This is a genomic window from Pseudomonas sp. JL27(2026), from assembly GCF_056933555.1.
This window is the reverse complement of sequence record NZ_CM167794.1, coordinates 1,266,063-1,283,788: the sequence shown is the minus strand read 5'-3', so window position 1 is coordinate 1,283,788 and position 17,726 is coordinate 1,266,063. Positions and strand designations below refer to the sequence as shown.

The 17,726-nt window shown below is 59.9% G+C and carries 15 protein-coding genes; 11 read left to right on the top strand and 4 right to left on the bottom strand.

Going from position 1 to position 17,726, the window contains the following annotated elements:
• The first annotated feature begins 61 nt into the window (after window positions 1–61).
• The 4 genes from AC1Z1G_RS05790 to AC1Z1G_RS05775 all read left to right on the top strand — a co-directional run bounded on the left by AC1Z1G_RS05790 (window position 62) and on the right by AC1Z1G_RS05775 (window position 5,307).
• A complete protein-coding gene (locus AC1Z1G_RS05790) occupies window positions 62–2,653 on the top strand; it encodes a glycosyltransferase (protein ID WP_483625609.1) in 2,592 nt (863 codons plus the stop codon).
• Window positions 2,654–2,869: 216 nt separating this feature from the next.
• Complete coding sequence (dapE, locus tag AC1Z1G_RS05785) at window positions 2,870–4,021, top strand: succinyl-diaminopimelate desuccinylase (protein ID WP_483625607.1); 1,152 nt, start codon at window positions 2,870–2,872, stop codon at window positions 4,019–4,021.
• Entirely contained in the window at window positions 4,021–4,830 is an 810-nt protein-coding gene (locus AC1Z1G_RS05780; protein WP_483625605.1) for a putative RNA methyltransferase, read from the top strand. Before dapE ends, AC1Z1G_RS05780 begins: the two co-directional genes overlap by 1 nt.
• Before the next feature lie 99 nt (window positions 4,831–4,929).
• Complete coding sequence (locus AC1Z1G_RS05775; protein WP_483625603.1) at window positions 4,930–5,307, top strand: hypothetical protein; 378 nt, start codon at window positions 4,930–4,932, stop codon at window positions 5,305–5,307.
• Window positions 5,308–5,474: 167 nt separating this feature from the next.
• Here AC1Z1G_RS05775 and AC1Z1G_RS05770 read toward each other — a convergent pair whose 3' ends face one another.
• The gene (locus AC1Z1G_RS05770) at window positions 5,475–5,684 is read right to left on the bottom strand and encodes a cold shock domain-containing protein (protein ID WP_347904397.1); all 210 of its coding nucleotides are present in this window, start codon (window positions 5,682–5,684) and stop codon (window positions 5,475–5,477) included.
• Between the two features lie 246 nt (window positions 5,685–5,930).
• Here AC1Z1G_RS05770 and plsB point away from each other — a divergent pair, with 246 nt between their 5' ends.
• The 5 genes from plsB to AC1Z1G_RS05745 all read left to right on the top strand — a co-directional run bounded on the left by plsB (window position 5,931) and on the right by AC1Z1G_RS05745 (window position 11,097).
• The gene (plsB, locus tag AC1Z1G_RS05765; RefSeq protein WP_483625601.1) at window positions 5,931–8,414 is read left to right on the top strand and encodes a glycerol-3-phosphate 1-O-acyltransferase PlsB; all 2,484 of its coding nucleotides are present in this window, start codon (window positions 5,931–5,933) and stop codon (window positions 8,412–8,414) included.
• Window positions 8,415–8,839: 425 nt separating this feature from the next.
• Window positions 8,840–9,184, top strand: a complete 345-nt coding sequence (locus tag AC1Z1G_RS05760; protein WP_483625599.1) for a YbaY family lipoprotein — start codon at window positions 8,840–8,842, stop codon at window positions 9,182–9,184.
• Window positions 9,185–9,243: 59 nt separating this feature from the next.
• Window positions 9,244–9,879: a hypothetical protein gene (locus AC1Z1G_RS05755; RefSeq protein WP_483625597.1), complete on the top strand. Its 636-nt coding sequence runs from the start codon at window positions 9,244–9,246 to the stop codon at window positions 9,877–9,879.
• 96 nt (window positions 9,880–9,975) lie between these two features.
• The gene (locus AC1Z1G_RS05750) at window positions 9,976–10,380 is read left to right on the top strand and encodes a YbaY family lipoprotein (RefSeq protein ID WP_483625595.1); all 405 of its coding nucleotides are present in this window, start codon (window positions 9,976–9,978) and stop codon (window positions 10,378–10,380) included.
• A gap of 27 nt (window positions 10,381–10,407) precedes the next feature.
• Window positions 10,408–11,097, top strand: a complete 690-nt coding sequence (locus AC1Z1G_RS05745; RefSeq protein WP_483625593.1) for a DUF4197 domain-containing protein — start codon at window positions 10,408–10,410, stop codon at window positions 11,095–11,097.
• Between the two features lie 93 nt (window positions 11,098–11,190).
• On the opposite strand, the gene AC1Z1G_RS05740 is transcribed toward AC1Z1G_RS05745, so the two are convergent.
• On the bottom strand, window positions 11,191–14,253 hold the full coding sequence (locus tag AC1Z1G_RS05740) for an efflux RND transporter permease subunit (RefSeq protein ID WP_483625591.1): 3,063 nt from the start codon (window positions 14,251–14,253) through the stop codon (window positions 11,191–11,193).
• A gap of 6 nt (window positions 14,254–14,259) precedes the next feature.
• Window positions 14,260–15,360, bottom strand: coding sequence for an efflux RND transporter periplasmic adaptor subunit (locus AC1Z1G_RS05735; protein WP_483625589.1), 1,101 nt, complete (start codon window positions 15,358–15,360; stop codon window positions 14,260–14,262).
• A gap of 96 nt (window positions 15,361–15,456) precedes the next feature.
• Between AC1Z1G_RS05735 and AC1Z1G_RS05730 the strand changes: the two genes are divergently transcribed.
• Window positions 15,457–16,101, top strand: coding sequence for a TetR/AcrR family transcriptional regulator (locus AC1Z1G_RS05730; RefSeq protein ID WP_483625587.1), 645 nt, complete (start codon window positions 15,457–15,459; stop codon window positions 16,099–16,101).
• A gap of 125 nt (window positions 16,102–16,226) precedes the next feature.
• On the opposite strand, the gene AC1Z1G_RS05725 is transcribed toward AC1Z1G_RS05730, so the two are convergent.
• Entirely contained in the window at window positions 16,227–17,009 is a 783-nt protein-coding gene (locus AC1Z1G_RS05725) for a class I SAM-dependent methyltransferase (RefSeq protein WP_483625585.1), read from the bottom strand.
• Window positions 17,010–17,102: 93 nt separating this feature from the next.
• On the opposite strand from AC1Z1G_RS05725, the gene AC1Z1G_RS05720 reads away from it, so the two are divergent.
• Complete coding sequence (locus tag AC1Z1G_RS05720) at window positions 17,103–17,723, top strand: energy transducer TonB (protein WP_483625583.1); 621 nt, start codon at window positions 17,103–17,105, stop codon at window positions 17,721–17,723.
• The last annotated feature ends 3 nt before the right edge of the window (window positions 17,724–17,726 follow it).

Here is a 17,726-nt window from a genome sequence, read left to right as displayed (position 1 = left end):
GCGCCCCTTGGCGCATGCCGACCGTTCCCTCGTTCCACACCTTTTGGAACCCGAAATAGCTATGTCATCGCGTAAATTTGGACTCAACCTGGTGGTGGTATTGGCCATCGCCGCGCTGTTCACCGGTTTCTGGGCGCTGATCAACCGCCCGGTCACGACCCCCAACTGGCCTGAGCAGATCTCCGGTTTTTCGTACTCGCCGTTCCAGCAAGGCCAGTACCCACAGAAGAACCAGTTCCCGTCCGACGATGAAATGCGTCGCGACCTGGAGATCATGAGCAAGCTGACCGACAATATTCGGACCTACTCGGTCGACGGCACCCTGGGTGACATTCCCAAGCTGGCGGAAGAGTTCGGCTTGCGGGTGACCCTGGGCATCTGGATCAGCCCGGACGAGGAGCGCAACGAGCGCGAAATCCTGCGCGCCATCGAGCTCGCCAACAGCTCGCGCAGCGTGGTTCGCGTGGTGGTCGGTAACGAAGCGATCTTCCGTAAGGAAATCACCGCCGAGCAACTGAGCGTGATCCTTGATCGCGTGCGCGCCGCTGTGAAAGTACCGGTGACCACCTCCGAGCAATGGCACGTCTGGGAAGAAAACCCGATGCTGGCCAAGCACGTTGACTTGATCGCCGCGCACGTCCTGCCCTACTGGGAGTTTGTCCCGATGGACCAGGCCGGTCAGTTCGTTCTGGACCGTGCCCGCGACCTGAAAAAAATGTTCCCGAAAAAACCGCTGCTGCTGTCCGAAGTGGGCTGGCCGAGCAACGGCCGCATGCGCGGTGGTGCCGACGCCACCCCGGCGGACCAGGCGATTTACCTGCGCACACTGGTGAACAAGCTAAACCGCCAGGGTTTCAACTACTTTGTGATCGAAGCGTTTGACCAGCCGTGGAAAGCCAGCGACGAAGGTTCGGTGGGCGCCTATTGGGGCGTGTTCAACGCCGCGCGCCAGCAAAAGTTCAACTTCGAAGGCCCGGTGGTTGCAATTCCGCAGTGGCGCGTACTGGCCATCGGCTCCGTGGTACTGGCGCTATTGTCCCTGACCCTGCTGATGATCGACGGCTCGGCCCTGCGCCAGCGCGGTCGGACCTTCCTGACCTTCACCGCTTTCCTCGGCGGTTCGGCACTGGTGTGGATCGGTTACGACTACAGCCAGCAATACAGCACCTGGTTCAGCCTGACGGTGGGCTTCCTGCTCGCCCTCGGTGCGCTCGGGGTATTTATCGTATTGCTGACCGAAGCCCATGAACTGGCCGAAACCGTCTGGACCCACAAGCGTCGGCGTGAATTCCTGCCGGTGGTGGGCGACTCGGACTACCGGCCGAAAGTCTCGATCCATGTGCCGTGCTACAACGAGCCGCCGGAGATGGTCAAACAGACCCTCAATGCCCTGGCCAATCTCGACTATCCGGATTTCGAAGTCCTGATCATCGACAACAACACCAAGGACCCGGCGGTCTGGGAACCGGTGCAGGCCTATTGCGAAACCCTCGGCCCGCGCTTCAAGTTCTTCCACGTCGCCCCCCTGGCCGGTTTCAAGGGCGGCGCGCTGAACTACCTGCTGCCGCACACCGCCAAGGATGCCGAAGTCATCGCCGTGATCGACTCTGACTACTGTGTCGATCCGAACTGGCTCAAACACATGGTGCCGCACTTCGCCGATCCGAAAATCGCCATCGTGCAGTCGCCGCAGGATTATCGCGACCAGAACGAAAGCACCTTCAAGAAGCTCTGCTACGCGGAATACAAAGGTTTCTTCCACATCGGCATGGTGACCCGCAACGACCGTGACGCGATCATCCAGCACGGCACCATGACCATGACCCGCCGTTCGGTGCTCGAAGAACTCGGCTGGGCGGACTGGTGCATCTGCGAAGATGCCGAGCTGGGTCTGCGGGTGTTCGAGAAAGGTCTGTCGGCTGCGTACTACCACGACAGTTATGGCAAGGGCCTGATGCCCGATACCTTTATCGACTTCAAGAAACAGCGTTTCCGCTGGGCCTACGGGGCGATTCAGATCATCAAGCGGCACACTGCCAGCCTGTTGCGCGGCAAGGACACCGAGCTGACCCGTGGCCAGCGTTACCACTTCCTCGCGGGCTGGTTGCCGTGGGTGGCGGACGGCATGAACATCTTCTTCACCGTGGGCGCCCTGCTGTGGTCCGCGGCGATGATCATCGTGCCGCAACGGGTCGATCCGCCGCTGTTGATCTTCGCAATCCCGCCCCTGGCGCTGTTCGTGTTCAAGGTCGGCAAGATCATCTTCCTCTACCGTCGTGCGGTGGGCGTGAACCTCAAGGATGCATTCTGCGCGGCGCTGGCCGGGCTGGCGTTGTCCCACACCATCGCCAAAGCGGTGCTGTACGGTTTCTTCACCAGCAGCATTCCGTTCTTCCGCACCCCGAAAAACGCCGACAACCACGGCTTCTGGGTCGCAATTTCGGAAGCGCGTGAGGAACTGTTCATCATGCTGCTGTTGTGGGGCGCGGCGCTGGGGATCTTCCTGGTGCAGGGCCTGCCGAGCAACGACATGCGGTTCTGGGTGACCATGCTGCTGGTGCAGTCGCTGCCGTATCTGGCGGCGCTGATCATGGCGTTCCTGTCTTCACTGCCAAAACCAACGCCGGCAACCGAGCCGGAACCTGCCGCTTAAATCTGTGCAAACCACTAAACGGCGGCCTCTGGTCGCCGTTTTGCTTTAAGATAACCGCCATTTTGCAGGGCTTGGCCGTCCCGACTTTACCGCCGAACGCCATACCTGTGGGAGCGGGCTTGCTCGCGAAGGGGCCATCGCTGGCGCCAAAAGCTTCGCGAGCAAGCCCGCTCCCACATTTAGTCCGCGCCCATATTCAAGTTTCTGGAGTCCTACATGACGGCCCACGCCGACCTTTCGCCGACCCTCCAACTCGCCATTGACCTGATCCGTCGTCCATCCGTGACGCCGGTCGACGCCGATTGCCAGAAGCAGATGATGCAGCGCCTGGGCGATGCCGGTTTTGCGCTTGAACCAATGCGCATCGAAGATGTGGATAACTTCTGGGCCACCCACGGCAACCACGAGGGCCCGGTGCTGTGCTTCGCCGGTCACACCGACGTAGTACCGACCGGCCCGGTGACGGCCTGGCAGATCGACCCGTTCGACGCGCTGATCGATGAACACGGCATGCTCTGCGGTCGCGGCGCAGCAGACATGAAAGGCAGCCTGGCCTCCATGACCGTGGCCGCCGAACGCTTCGTCGCCGACTACCCGGACCACAAGGGCAAGGTTGCATTCCTGATCACCAGTGACGAAGAAGGCCCGGCGCACCACGGCACCAAGGCTGTGGTCGAACGCCTTGCGGCACGCAAGGAACGTCTGGACTGGTGCATCGTCGGGGAACCGTCGAGCACCACGCTGGTCGGTGACGTGGTGAAAAACGGTCGTCGCGGCTCTCTCGGCGCCAAGCTCACCGTGCGCGGTGTACAAGGTCACGTGGCCTACCCACACCTGGCGAAGAACCCGATCCACCTCGCGGCTCCAGCGCTGGCCGAACTGGCCGCCGAGCATTGGGATGACGGCAACTCATTCTTCCCACCGACCAGTTTCCAGATCTCCAACCTGAACTCCGGCACCGGTGCGACCAACGTGATCCCCGGCGACCTGGTGGCCGTGTTCAACTTCCGCTTCTCTACCGAGTCCACCGTCGAAGGCCTGCAACAGCGCGTGGCCGCGATTCTCGACAAACACGGCCTGGACTGGCACGTGGACTGGGCGCTGTCCGGCCTGCCGTTCCTGACCGAGCCGGGCGCACTGCTCGACGCGGTGTCGGCCAGCATCAAGAGCGTCACCGGCCGCGACACCAAGGCCTCCACCAGCGGCGGCACGTCGGACGGGCGTTTCATCGCCACCATGGGCACCCAGGTGGTTGAGCTCGGCCCGGTCAACGCGACCATCCATCAGGTCAACGAGCGGGTTCTGGCCGCCGATCTGGATGTGCTGACCGAAATCTACTACCAGACCCTGATCAAGTTGCTCGCCTGATGCTCGCCTGCCCTATCTGCAGCGCGCCGCTGAATGCGGTCGACAACGGCGTGGCCTGCCCGGCCGGGCATCGCTTCGACCGGGCCCGTCAGGGTTACCTGAACCTGCTGCCGGTGCAGCACAAGAACAGCCGCGATCCGGGTGACAACCTGGCCATGGTCGAAGCCCGCCGCGACTTCTTGAATGCCGGGCATTACGCGCCGGTGGCCAGGCGTCTCGCCGAACTGGCCGCCGAACGTGCGCCTCAGCGCTGGCTGGACATCGGGTGCGGCGAGGGTTACTACACCGCACAAATCGCCGATGCCTTACCCAATGCTGACGGCTATGCGCTGGACATCTCCCGCGAAGCCGTGAAGCGCGCCTGTAAACGCAACCCGCAACTGACCTGGTTGATCGCCAGCATGGCTCGGGTGCCATTGGCCGATGCCAGCTGCCAGTTCCTCGCCAGCGTGTTCAGCCCGCTCGACTGGCAGGAAGCCAAACGCCTGCTCAGCCCTGGTGGCGGCTTGATGAAAGTCGGCCCGACCAGCGGTCATTTGATGGAGCTGCGTGAACGCCTGTACGACGAAGTGCGCGAGTACACCGATGACAAACACCTGGCGTTAGTGCCGCAAGGCATGACGCTGCAACACAGCGAAACCCTGGACTTCAAGCTGACATTGGCCAATCCTCAGGACCGTGCCAACCTGCTGGCCATGACCCCCCACGGTTGGCGCGCCAGTGCCGAACGCCGCGCGGCCGTCATCGAGCAGGCCGAGCCGTTCGAGGTCAGCGTGTCGATGCGCTACGATTATTTCGTTCTGCAGTAATTGCTTGAGAGCAACCCTTTAACTTTTGGCCTTGAGCAGTGGCTTGAGGCCGGCTAAATCCGCGAATGGATTTTTCGAAACCCGCAGTGAGGAACATCCATGCGCCAACCCGATATCGAGATTTACCTGAAAGACGCCGACGTCGACTACAAGGCCATCGCCACCTGGCTCGGCGCGGCATTGGGCCCTTGCACCGACTGGGTTCAGAAAGGCCAGACCTACAAGTGCAAGGCCGGCAGCGTGCCGGTCACCTGGTTGCCAAAAGCCGTGGGCAAGTGGAACAGCCTGTACCTGGAAAGCGACCAGACCCCGTGGGACGACGACATCGCCTGCGCCCGCGCAGCCTTTGCCGCGCTGAACGTCGAAGTGCGCTGCGCGCCGGGTACGTGGGTCGAAGAAGAAGGTGAAGAATCAGCGGATCGCTGGATGCGCATCAGCGTTGACGGTGAAGAAGAAATCACCTGGAAAACGGCTTAAAACCTGAACCTGTGGGATGCCCAAAATGGCACGCCCAATAGAGATCAAATGTGGGAGCGGGCTTGCTCGCGAATGCGGTGTATCAGTCGCCATTGATATCGACTGATACACCGCATTCGCGAGCAAGCCCGCTCCCACAGTGGTTTTGAGTGATCTGAAGATCGGATTTAGAGACCTACAACATCCTCGGCCTGCAACCCCTTCTGCCCGTCCACCACGGCGTATTCAACCTGCTGGCCTTCGGTCAGCGAGCGGTGGCCTTCGCCACGAATCGCGCGGTAGTGCACAAACACATCCGCACCGTCCTCTCGCTGAATGAAGCCATAACCCTTGGCGTCGTTGAACCACTTCACGTTGCCGGTCTCGCGCGTTGCCATCAATCCATACTCCCTTTTTATTATTAAGTCGGCCTGTTCATCGACAAGCCTTGAGAACGTACGCCATCTCCCGGTTTCCTGTAGGAAAAATCACCGATAGTGGCAAACAGCCGCCCGAGTATATGACAGCCGCGAAAACTCTCAACTCAAGATTGTTTCGGTGCTTTTTTGCCGATTTTCGGTGAATACGGCACACTACCGCCCCCCGAGCAATTGCTCGGTTTTTTCCACTAAAGCAGAAGCCGTATGACCCGTTCCCCGTTCCGTCGTCTTGTGTTTGGCACCTTGCGCCGACTGTTGTACCTCTGGGTTCGCTCAGAAACGATCAACCCGTCGCTTAACCTCGACCGCAGCCGTCCGGTGTTCTACGTCCTGCAAAACCCGTCCCTGACCGACCTCGCCGTGGTCGACGCCGAGTGCACCAAGGCCGGCCTTCCGCGCCCGGTACTGCCGGTGTCGGTCGGCAACCTGCTGGAACCTGCCGCGTTCTTCTACCTGACGCCTGCGCCCGACTGGCTGGGCCGCCAGGACAAACGCGGCGCGCCGCCAACCCTCACGCGGCTGGTCAGTGCCCTGACCCAGAACGCTGCCGAAGACGCACAGATCATCCCGGTCAGCGTGTTCTGGGGCCAGTCGCCGGACAGCGAGTCCAGCCCCTGGAAACTGCTGTTCGCCGACAGCTGGGCCGTCACCGGCCGTCTGCGCCGGTTGCTCAGCATCATGATTCTGGGGCGCAAGACCCGCGTGCAGTTCTCAGCGCCAATTCACCTGCGCGAGCTGATCGAACACAACAAGAGCTTTGAACTCACCGTGCGCATGGCCCAGCGCATCCTGCGGGTGCATTTCCGTAACCTGAAAGCGGCGGTCATCGGGCCGGACATTTCCCACCGGCGTAACCTGGTCAAAGGCCTGCTGAACCAGCCGCTGGTCAAACAGGCGATCCTCGACGAGGCCGAACGCGAGAACATTTCGCCCGAGAAAGCCAAGGCCCAGGCCCTGCGCTACGGCAACGAGATCGCCTCGGACTACACCTACACCGCGATCCGCTTCCTCGAAGTGGTGCTGAGCTGGTTCTGGAACAAGATCTACGACGGGGTCAAGGTCAACCACATCGAAGGCGTGCAGAAAGTCGCCCAAGGTCACGAAGTGATCTACGTGCCGTGCCACCGCAGCCATATCGACTATCTGTTGCTGTCATACCTGCTGTTTCGCAACGGCCTGACGCCGCCGCACATCGCCGCCGGGATCAACCTCAACATGCCGGTGATCGGCAGTCTGCTGCGCCGTGGTGGCGCGTTCTTCATGCGCCGCACCTTCAAGGGCAACCCGCTCTACACCTCGGTGTTCAACGAATACCTGCACACCTTGTTCACCAAGGGTTTCCCGGTGGAGTACTTCGTCGAAGGCGGCCGCTCGCGTACGGGGCGCATGCTGCAACCGAAAACCGGGATGCTGGCGATTACCCTGCGCAGCTTCCTGCGTTCGTCACGCATGCCGATTGTCTTCGTACCGGTGTACATCGGTTACGAGCGGGTGCTGGAAGGCCGCACTTACCTGGGCGAATTGCGTGGGGCGAGCAAGAAGAAAGAGTCGATCTTCGACATTTTCAAAGTCATCGGTGCGCTCAAGCAACGCTTTGGCCAGGTGGCGGTGAACTTTGGCGAGCCGATCAAACTGGCCGAGTTCCTCGACAGCGAACAACCGGGCTGGCGCTCCCAGGACCATGGCCCGCAGTTCAAACCCGCGTGGCTCAACGAAACCACCAATCGCCTCGGCGAGCGTGTGGCGCAGCACTTGAACGAAGCGGCGGCGATCAACCCGGTCAACCTGGTGGCGCTGGCGCTGCTGTCCACCAGCCGGCTAGCGCTGGACGACCGCGCCATGGCGCGGGTGCTGGACTTGTACCTGGCGCTGTTACGCCGCGTGCCGTACTCGCCACACACCACCCTGCCGGAAGGTGACGGCCGCGCGCTGATCGAACACGTCAAGGGCATGGACCTGCTGGCCGAGCAAAGCGACGCCCTGGGCAAGATTCTGTACCTGGACGAGCAAAACGCCGTCCTGATGACCTACTACCGCAACAACGTGCTGCACATCTTCGCCCTGCCGGCGCTGCTCGCGAGCTTCTTCCAGAGCACCTCGCGCATGAGCCGCGAACAGATCCTGCGCTACACTCGCGCGCTGTATCCGTACCTGCAATCGGAGTTGTTCATCCGCTGGTCGTTGGACGAGCTGGATGCGGTGGTCGATCAATGGCTCCAAGCCTTTGTCGAGCAAGGGCTGCTGCGCTTCGAAAAAGAAGTGTTCGTGCGCCCGGCACCGAGTTCACGGCATTTCGTGCTGTTGACCTTGCTGTCCAAGAGCATCGCCCAGACCCTGCAACGGTTCTACATGGCGATCTCCTTGCTGCTCAACAGCGGCCAGAACAGCATCAGTGCCGAAGAACTGGAAGACCTGTGCACCGTCATGGCCCAGCGCCTGTCGATCCTGCATGGCCTGAACGCCCCGGAGTTCTTCGACAAGAGCCTGTTCCGTCATTTCATCCAGACCCTGCTGGATCTGGACGTGTTGCGCCGCGACGAAGCCGGCAAGCTCAGCTATCACCCATTGCTCGGCGAACTGGCCGAAGGTGCGGCCAAACGGGTGTTGCCGGCGGAGATTCGCCTCTCGATCCGTCAGGTCGCGCTGCATCGCAGTGAAGATGCGGCAGATCAGGCCGACAATGCCTGATTAAACGCCCGCTCAAAAAACAATGGCCACTCAAAAGAAGCTATGACGCTTCTTTTGAGTGGCCATCCGTTTTCAGAGCACATAACTTTACAGGCAACTCAAAAATACATTCTCGATAAAACAGCCAACTTTAATCAAACCATCGCGCAATAGATCGATACACACATTACTATCCTCCCTGACATTCACACACATACAACACCGTCTAAAACACTATTCCAAAACAGCAAGTGCGCGAACTATACCTCGATACTTCGTCACAACCTGACTCACTCACAATTATTAAGCTGTCTACTTTTCCGCACCTAAAACAGCGCACTCAAAAAAACGCCAAGTAAATATAGAAAACACCTACAAGACTTTCAAAACACAAACCTCTAACATCAAACCCACGTCACTTTCGACGCATTGATAAGGAAGTCAACATGTCCAGCGAAACCGTGTACCTCCTCAAAGGCAACGTCCACTATCTGGAAAGGATTGGCCTGCTCCCTGACTCAACGCTTTCTGTCTTCTTGCAGGATATGTCCCTGATGGATGTTCCTGCGATAGAGCTGGCCCGCGACGTAATCCCCAACGCCGAGGTGGCGGGCTTGAACTTTGAATTGATGGTCGCCTCACCTCGAATCGTCGCAGGTCGTAGCTATGCAATCAGCGCACGCATCGAAGTTGCCGGCAAACTGACCTATATCACTAAAGAACATAATCCCATTGTGTTCGACGACAATGTCTCGCAGACATTAGAGATTCTGGTCACTGCTGTCCGATAAACCCTGCATCGCCTGATAAGAACTACCCCTCGACTCAACAGACTGATAAGGACATCATGATGAGTACATATACCGTTACCGCGACATTGCACTTTCCGCACAACTACACACTGCCCGAAACCGGCAGTACCGATATCAAAGTACGCAACATCAGCGATAGAACAGCCTCCTTCACTCACACTCTGTGGGGCGTCAATCAACTCCCCACCGACTCACCTTGGCGCTTTACATTCAACATTGATTCCAGCGTGACCGAAGTGGGTGACACGTTCGCCATAAACATCAACATGGCACATGAAGGCGCTGCACTCCTGCTCGACATCGAACACACCTTAAGGTGGGGCGGCGGCGATCAAGAGATTGATATCCACCTCAGCCCCGTGGGCTATATCGCAATCAAAAAAGCCTTTGCACCCAGGATTGGCTACCCACACGATTCAAAACTGATTGTGAAGTTGATTGAAAAGACTACAGATGGCGGACCAGAAGTTGTACTGGGTGAGGCTGTTGGCCTGACCGCCGACACACAGCCGGTCTACCTGCGTTATGACCCACTCATGATCAAACCGGGACAGCGCTATGTGCTGACAGGTTCTTTTGAAACCCTTAAGCGCACACTGATGACACTGGGCCTGAAACCCAATGAGTTGGTATTGATGCCGCAGACAGTTCAAACACTGTCGTTCGGTACCTGACTCTGGAACGTTGCGGGGCTGATGTTTGGCGTAGAATCCGCTAAATTCCCCATGGGCGCCAGTCTGCTTCTGGCGTCAATGATATAGGCGTCCCCGATGAAAAAATGTTCTTTGCTAGCACTCACCGCCCTGCTCGGTGCGTGCCAGTCCGTCACTCCACCCGTCGAAACCAAAGCCTCGCTCGACGGTGAAGTCTTCTACCTGCAACGCATCGCCCTGCCGCCTACCGCGACCCTGAGCGTCAGTTTGCAGGACGTGTCCCTCGCCGATGCCCCAGCCGTCGTACTCGATGAGCAGAAAGGTCCGGTCAAAGGCCAGGTGCCGCTGCCGTTTCATCTGAGCTACGATCCGGCGCAGGTCAAACCCGGCCATCGTTACTCGGTGAGCGCACGCATTGAAGTCGACGGCAAACTGATCTTCATCACCACCGAACATAACGCAGTGCAACTGGACGGCAAGGATCCACAGCCGTTGAAACTTCGCGTCGACGCGGTCCGTTAATTCCCTTTTGCGAACAAGGAAGCTGCCATGCTCCGCCCTACCCTACGCTTTGCCGGTCTCTGTGCAGGCCTGATGATTTCTGCCAGCGCTCTGGCGCTATCCCTTAGCGACCTGTCGCAAAAAGACGCCAGCGGCGGCCTCAAGGATGCCTTGACCCAGGGCGCACAGATCGCCGTCAAACAACTGGGCACGCCTGGAGGCTTCAGCAATAACCCGGATGTGAAAATCGAACTGCCGGGCAAACTGGGCAAAGTCGCCAAAAAGATGAAGCAATTCGGTATGGGCGACCAGGTCGATCAATTGGAAGCCAGCATGAACAAAGCCGCTGAGGCTGCCGTACCGCAAGCTCAGGCGTTGCTGGTGGATGCCGTGAAGAAAATGACCGTCGATGATGCCAAAGGCATTCTCAACGGCGGCAAGGATTCGGCCACCCAGTACCTGAGCAAGACCAGCCGTGAGCAAATCCGCGAGAAGTTCCTGCCGATCGTCAAGCAGGCCACCGATCAGGTCGGTCTGGCCAAGCAGTACAACTCGTTCGCCGGCCAAGCCGCGACCCTGGGTGTGGTCGACGCAAAAAGCGCCAACATCGAAAGCTACGTGACCGAGCAGGCGCTGAACGGCCTGTTCGAGATGATCGGCAAACAGGAAGCCAACATCCGCCAGAACCCGGCGGCAGCGGCCACCAGCCTGGCGAAGAAAGTCTTCGGCACGCTGTAACCCGCTACTCCACTTCTATAGGAGCAACCTTGCTCCTACGGGGCTTCTCTGCTCGGCAGGTTCAGGTATGCACCTGAACCTGCACTGAGCGCGTCACCCCTCCTTCTTGACCTTGAACCACGCCGCATACAGTGCCGGTAGGAACAACAGCGTCAACGCCGTTGCGACGATCAACCCGCCCATGATCGCCACGGCCATCGGCCCGAAGAACACGCTGCGTGACAGTGGAATCATCGCCAGCACGGCGGCGAGTGCAGTCAGCACGATAGGCCGGAAGCGCCGCACCGTGGCTTCGATAATCGCTTGCCAGGGTTTGAGCCCGGCAGCAATGTCCTGCTCGATCTGGTCCACCAGAATCACCGAGTTACGCATGATCATCCCCGACAACGCGATGGTCCCGAGCATGGCCACAAAACCGAACGGCTGGCGGAACACCATCAGGAACAACGTCACCCCGATCAACCCCAGTGGCGCTGTCAGAAACACCATCACCGTGCGTGAGAAGCTGCGCAGTTGCAGCATCAGCAACGTCAACACCACCACAATGAACAGCGGCACGCCGGCCTTCACCGAGTTCTGCCCACGGGCCGAGTCTTCCACGGTCCCCCCCACATCCAGCAAGTAGCCGTCCGGCAACTCGGCGCGGATCGGCTCCAGGGTCGGCAGGATCTGCTGCACCAGGGTCGCCGGTTGTTCCTTGCCGTAGATGTCGGCGCGAATCGTCACATTCGGCAGGCGATTGCGGTGCCAGATGATGCCTTCCTCGAAGCCATATTCCAGCGTCGCAATTTGCGACAGCGCGACGCTTTTACCGTTGTCGGTCGGTACCGCAAGGCTCGGCAGCAGCGACAGTTCAGTGCGTTCATGGACCGTGCCGCGCAGCAGGATCTCGATCAACTCGTTGTCTTCGCGGTACTGGCTGACGCTGGAACCGGTGAGTGAGCTTTGCAGGAATTTCGACAGGTTGGCCGTGCTCACGCCCAAGGCTCGCGCACGGTCCTGGTCGACGTTCAAGTACACAACCTTGCTCGGCTCTTCCCAATCCAGGTGCACGTTGACCACGTGAGGGTTTTCGCGAACCTTGGCCGCGACCTTGCGCGCCAATGCACGCACTTCCTCGATGTGCTCGCCGGTCACCCGGAACTGCATCGGATAGCCCACGGGCGGACCGTTTTCCAGACGCGTGACCCGTGAACGCAGGGCCGGGAACTGTTCGTTGAGGGTCTCGATCAGCCAGGTGCGCAGGCTTTCACGCTCCTCGATGGTTTTGGCCAGCACCACAAATTGAGCGAAGCTCGCGGCCGGCAGTTGCTGGTCCAGCGGCAGGTAAAAGCGCGGCGAACCCGTGCCGACATACGCCACATAGTTGTCGATGCCTGCGTGTTCCTTGAGCATCGCTTCCAGGCGTTTCACCTCATCCGTGGTGTTGCTCAACGAGGCACCTTCGGCCAGTTTGAGGTCGACCATCAGCTCCAGCCGACCGGATGCCGGGAAGAACTGCTGCGGCACAAAACGGAACAGCACCACCGAGGCCACGAACAGCACGATAGTCAGTGCAATGACGGTTTTGCGCCGACGCACGCACCACTCCACCAGCCGTCGAACCCGCTGATAAAACGGCGTGGCATACGGGTCCGGCTGACCGGCACCATGTTTGGCGGCGTGAATTTTCGCCAGGTCCGGCAGGAGCTTTTCCCCCAGATACGGCACAAACACCACGGCAGCGATCCACGATGCCAACAGCGCGATGGTCACCACCTGGAAGATCGAGCGGGTGTATTCGCCGGTGCCCGACTGCGCGGTAGCAATCGGCAGGAAACCTGCGGCCGTAATCAACGTCCCCGTGAGCATCGGGAACGCGGTGCTGGTCCAGGCATAACTGGCGGCGCGGATCCGGTCGTACCCCTGCTCCATTTTGATCGCCATCATTTCCACGGCGATGATCGCGTCATCCACCAACAGCCCGAGGGCCAACACCAGTGCGCCGAGGGAAATCTTGTGCAAGCCGATCCCCAAGTAATACATGCAGGCGAACGTCATCGCCAACACCAATGGAATCGCCAAGGCGACCACCATGCCGGTGCGCACGCCCAGGGAGAAGAAGCTCACCAGCAACACAATCGCCAGGGCTTCGACCAGCACTTGAACAAACTCGCCAACGCCGGTTTTGACCGCCGCCGGTTGGTCGGACACCTTGCGCAACTGCATGCCGGCCGGGAGGTTTTTCTGAATCCGTTCGAACTCCAGCTCCAGTGCCTTGCCGAGTACCAGAATATCGCCGCCATCCTTCATGGCCACCGCGAGACCAATTGCGTCCTCGCCCATGAAGCGCATGCGCGGTGCCGGAGGATCGTTAAAGCCACGGCGAACATCGGCCACATCAGAGATGCGGAACGTACGATCAGCGACGCGGATCGGGAAGCTCTTGATCTCTTCTACGGTCTGGAAATTCCCCGAAACACGAAGCTGCAAACGCTCACTGGTGGTCTCGAAGAAGCCTGCGGTGGACTTAGCATTCTGCTCTTCCAGCGCTTGCTGGACCGCCGCCAACGGCAAGCCGAGGGTCGCCAGTTTGACGTTGGACAGCTCGATCCAGATTTTCTCGTCCTGCAGGCCCAACAAGTCGACCTTGCCGACGTCCTTGACCCGTTGCAACTGGATCTGGACGCGGTCGGCGTAGTCCTTGAGCACGGCGTAGTCGAAACCGTCGCCGGTCAGGGCGTAGATGTTGCCGAATGTGGTGCCGAACTCATCGTTGAAGAATGGCCCCTGGATACCGGGCGGCAAGGTCTGGCGGATATCGCCGACCTTCTTGCGCAACTGATACCAGAGCTCCGGGATCTGCGCCGAATGCATCGAATCACGGGCCATGAAGGTCACCTGGGACTCGCCGGGGCGCGAGAATGAAACGATGCGTTCGTACTCACCGGTTTCCATCAGTTTCTTTTCAATGCGCTCGGTGACTTGCCGCGAGACTTCCTCGGCCGTGGCACCCGGCCATTTGGTCTGAATCACCATGGCCTTGAACGTGAACGGCGGGTCTTCGCTCTGCCCCAGCTTGGTGTAGGACAAGGCGCCAACAACCGCCAGCAGGAGCATCAGGAACAGTACGATCTGGCGGTTACGCAGCGCCCATTCGGAAAGATTGAAACCCATCGGGGATTACTCCTTGGCCGCCAGATTGACCACGCGGTTGGAGCGATCCACCGGGCGCACTTGCTGCCCTTCATGGAGCACATGAACCCCTGCGGCCACGACCCAATCGCCGGGATTGAGGCCTTCGAGCACCGGCACGTTCTTTTCACCGAACGCACCGACTCGCACCGGAGCACGTTTAAGGGTGTTGTGGGCGTCGACGAGCCACACATAGGTCGCGCCGTTTTCAGCGGTAAGCGCCGAGAGCGGCACCGAAAGTGGCACGGTCTCGGCGGTCTGGATGAACACCCGGGCACTTTGGCCCAGCTCGGCCGGGACCTTGCCGGTGGTGAAGGTAATCCGTGCCGCGAAAGTACGCGACTTGGGGTCGGCGGCCGGCGACAGCTCGCGAATACTGCCGGCAAAGCGCTGGCCGGGCTGGGTCCAGAGTTCCACCGCCACCGGCTGACCGATCTTGAAACGCCCAAAACTCTGCTCGGGCAGGCTGATCAGCACTTCACGCTCGCCATCGGTGGCGAGGGTGAACACCGTTTGCCCGGCCGACACCACTTGCCCGACTTCCACGGCACGCTTGGCCACCACGCCATCCTGGGGCGCACGCAGCACCGCATAGCTGGCCTGATTATTGGAAACGTCGAATTCGGCTTTGATCTGCTTGAGCCGCGCTTCGCCGGAGCGGTAGAGGTTTTCGGAATTGTCGTACTGCGAGCGGCTGACCATCTGACGGTCCATCAGAGTCTTGTAGCGATCACGCTCGGCGCGCACCAGGCTCAGGTTGGCCTCGGCGGCGGCAACCTGGGCTCGCGTGGCTTCCAGTTGCAGGCGCACGTCCTGTGGATCAAGTTCGGCCAGTGGCTGGTTGGCCTTGACCCGCTCACCTTCCTCGACCAATCGTCGGCTGACTTTACCCGCGATGCGAAACGCCAGGTCCGGCTCATAACGGGCCCGAACTTCACCAGGGTAACTGTCGATTGCCTGTGCCGAAGGCTCTGGTTGAACCACCAGGGCCGGACGCACGGTGACTTGCGCCGGCTCTTCGTGGCCGCACGCAGACAATAAAAAAGCCAGGGTGACTGGCAGGGCAAGGGGCAGGACATAGCGGGACATGGTGAAGGACCTTTCGCTAATGGTGCTTGGAATAATTATACTGACCGGTATGTTATTAATAGCAAACTCACCAGTCCAGTATTATTAAAGCGAAGAATGTCGAACAATCTTTCTGCACCCAGCGGTCCCGGCCGCCCCAAAGACCTGGCCAAGCGCGAGGCCATCCTCGACGCGGCAAAACGGCTTTTCCTGAGCAAGGGTTACGCAAGTACCAGCATGGATGCGGTAGCTGCTGAAGCCGGCGTGTCGAAATTGACGGTCTACAGCCACTTCAACGACAAGGAGACCCTGTTTTCCGCGGCCGTGATGGCCAAGTGCGAAGAGCAACTGCCCAACCTGTTCTTCGAACTGCCCGAGGGTATTCCGGTACAGAGCGTGCTGTTGAACATCGGGCGGGGCTTTCATCAACTGATCAACAGCGACGAGTCGGTGAACCTGCATCGGCTGATCATGGCGCTGGGCAGCCAGGACCCAAAGCTCTCGCAGATCTTCTTCGAAGCCGGGCCACAGCGGATGCTGCAAGGGATGGAGCGCTTGCTGATCAAGATCGACCAGATCGGCGCCCTGACCATCGACAAGCCGCTCAATGCTGCCGAGCATTTCTTCTGCATGCTCAAGGGCGCGGGTAATTTCCGCTTGCTCTATGGCTGCGGCGAGCCGCCGACCGGCGATGCAGCCGAGGCCCATGTGCAAGAGGTGGTGGGATTGTTCATGCGGGCGTATCGCCCGCAAACCGTCTGATAGATTTTTAGCGTCTGGGCTGACGCTATCGCGAGCAGGCTCGCTCCCACATCGGACCAATGTCTTTAAGTAAGAACGCGGTCAACTGTGGGAGCGGGCTTGCTCGCGAAGGGGGCAACGCGGTCTTAAGGCTTAAGCGCTTTCTTCGGGTAGATGTCGTATCGGCTGGATTTGCCGTCCAGAGCATGGCTCGGTTTCGGCCCGTCAATGCACGGCGCCTTGCGTGGGCGCTTGACCACCACCCGGTGGCTGGCCAGCGCCAGGGCGGCTGCCAACAGCGCCGGGGCATCCGGGTCATCGCCGACCAGCGGACGGAACAGGCGCATTTCCTTCTTCACCAGCGCAGTTTTCTCACGATGAGGAAACATCGGGTCAAGGTAGATCACCTGCGGTGGCTCGCCTTCCCAATGGTTCATCAGCTCGATCGAGTTGCCTTTGAGCAAACGCATGCGCGCCACAATCGGCGCCACCTCAAAATCTTCCGCACCACGGGCCAGGCCATCCTCCAGCAACGCACCGATCAGCGGCTGACGCTCGATCAGGCTCATCTCGCAGCCCAGGCTCGCGAGCACGAAACCATCCTTGCCCAACCCCGCCGTGGCATCCAGCACCTTGGGCCGTACGCCTTGAGCGACCCCGACAGCCTTGGCGATCATCTGCCCGCTCCCGCCGCCGTACAACCGGCGATGAGCCGCGCCGCCCTCGACGAAGTCCACCCGCACTGCGCCGGGCGCGTCTGGCCCCAATTGTTGCAACTGCAAACCCTGCTCGCCGACCTGCAAGGCAAATTCCGCATCGTCCAGCTGCAAAGGCAGGCCCAGGCGTTCGGCCCATTGCTCGGCCTGGGCCTGAAACGTCGCGGCCAGGGCCTGAACTTTGATGCGGCTGGCCGCAGGTTGCTCACTCATCAGAAAACACACTCAAAAAATTAATGATCGGCAAAAACGGCCGATAACAAAACTATCGAGCATTTTGCCAGAGCTGAGCGTCGACCGAGAGAAATGTCAGACATTCAACGCACATCAGTAGGCTACATCTCGCCCTACGGCGATTATGGCCTGCGTAATTCCCAAGCACTGAGCGGTGTCAGTCACCTGTGGCAGGATTTTTTTGCCCAGGCCCTGGCCGATCAGTTGGGCGATGCTGCGCCTGCTCCAGCCCAATACCCACCGGTCGCGATTGACAGCCCAGACGAACCGACCGTGGGCGCCGAACTGCTCGCGCACATCGTCACACAGCGCGAATGCGACGTGAAAGACACTGAAATTCGCCCGCCTGAGCCGCTGTTCCTGCCGATCGCCGAGTTCGAAATGGACCTGGCCGACAAACCGGCGCCGCCGTTCCCGCCGGAAGAAATCGTCGCGCAGCAGAAACAACAGAACTTCGAAAGCGGCTGGGTGCGCCCTATCGTCTTGACCGCCGGCCAACCGCTACCGGTTCCGGGGCCTGGGCCGCAACCTCGTGCGTTGTACCTGCCGATTGCAGAGTTCGATCTGGACCTGCTGGAAAAACCGGCACCGCCCTACCCGCCAGAAGAACTGATCGAGCAACAGAAAAACCTCGACTTCGACAATGGCTGGGCTCGCCCGATTGTCCTGCAGAACCTGCGCATCGCCGCCTGACCC

What these genes read in the sequence shown, in the direction of transcription:
- AC1Z1G_RS05790 (WP_483625609.1), top strand. Translation starts at nt 62, where the DNA reads ATGTCATCGCGTAAATTTGGACTCAACCTGGTGGTGGTATTGGCCATC.
- dapE (WP_483625607.1), top strand. Translation starts at nt 2,870, where the DNA reads ATGACGGCCCACGCCGACCTTTCGCCGACCCTCCAACTCGCCATTGAC.
- AC1Z1G_RS05780 (WP_483625605.1), top strand. Translation starts at nt 4,021, where the DNA reads ATGCTCGCCTGCCCTATCTGCAGCGCGCCGCTGAATGCGGTCGACAAC.
- AC1Z1G_RS05775 (WP_483625603.1), top strand. Translation starts at nt 4,930, where the DNA reads ATGCGCCAACCCGATATCGAGATTTACCTGAAAGACGCCGACGTCGAC.
- AC1Z1G_RS05770 (WP_347904397.1), bottom strand. Translation starts at nt 5,684, where the DNA reads ATGGCAACGCGCGAGACCGGCAACGTGAAGTGGTTCAACGACGCCAAG.
- plsB (WP_483625601.1), top strand. Translation starts at nt 5,931, where the DNA reads ATGACCCGTTCCCCGTTCCGTCGTCTTGTGTTTGGCACCTTGCGCCGA.
- AC1Z1G_RS05760 (WP_483625599.1), top strand. Translation starts at nt 8,840, where the DNA reads ATGTCCAGCGAAACCGTGTACCTCCTCAAAGGCAACGTCCACTATCTG.
- AC1Z1G_RS05755 (WP_483625597.1), top strand. Translation starts at nt 9,244, where the DNA reads ATGAGTACATATACCGTTACCGCGACATTGCACTTTCCGCACAACTAC.
- AC1Z1G_RS05750 (WP_483625595.1), top strand. Translation starts at nt 9,976, where the DNA reads ATGAAAAAATGTTCTTTGCTAGCACTCACCGCCCTGCTCGGTGCGTGC.
- AC1Z1G_RS05745 (WP_483625593.1), top strand. Translation starts at nt 10,408, where the DNA reads ATGCTCCGCCCTACCCTACGCTTTGCCGGTCTCTGTGCAGGCCTGATG.
- AC1Z1G_RS05740 (WP_483625591.1), bottom strand. Translation starts at nt 14,253, where the DNA reads ATGGGTTTCAATCTTTCCGAATGGGCGCTGCGTAACCGCCAGATCGTA.
- AC1Z1G_RS05735 (WP_483625589.1), bottom strand. Translation starts at nt 15,360, where the DNA reads ATGTCCCGCTATGTCCTGCCCCTTGCCCTGCCAGTCACCCTGGCTTTT.
- AC1Z1G_RS05730 (WP_483625587.1), top strand. Translation starts at nt 15,457, where the DNA reads ATGTCGAACAATCTTTCTGCACCCAGCGGTCCCGGCCGCCCCAAAGAC.
- AC1Z1G_RS05725 (WP_483625585.1), bottom strand. Translation starts at nt 17,009, where the DNA reads ATGAGTGAGCAACCTGCGGCCAGCCGCATCAAAGTTCAGGCCCTGGCC.
- AC1Z1G_RS05720 (WP_483625583.1), top strand. Translation starts at nt 17,103, where the DNA reads ATGTCAGACATTCAACGCACATCAGTAGGCTACATCTCGCCCTACGGC.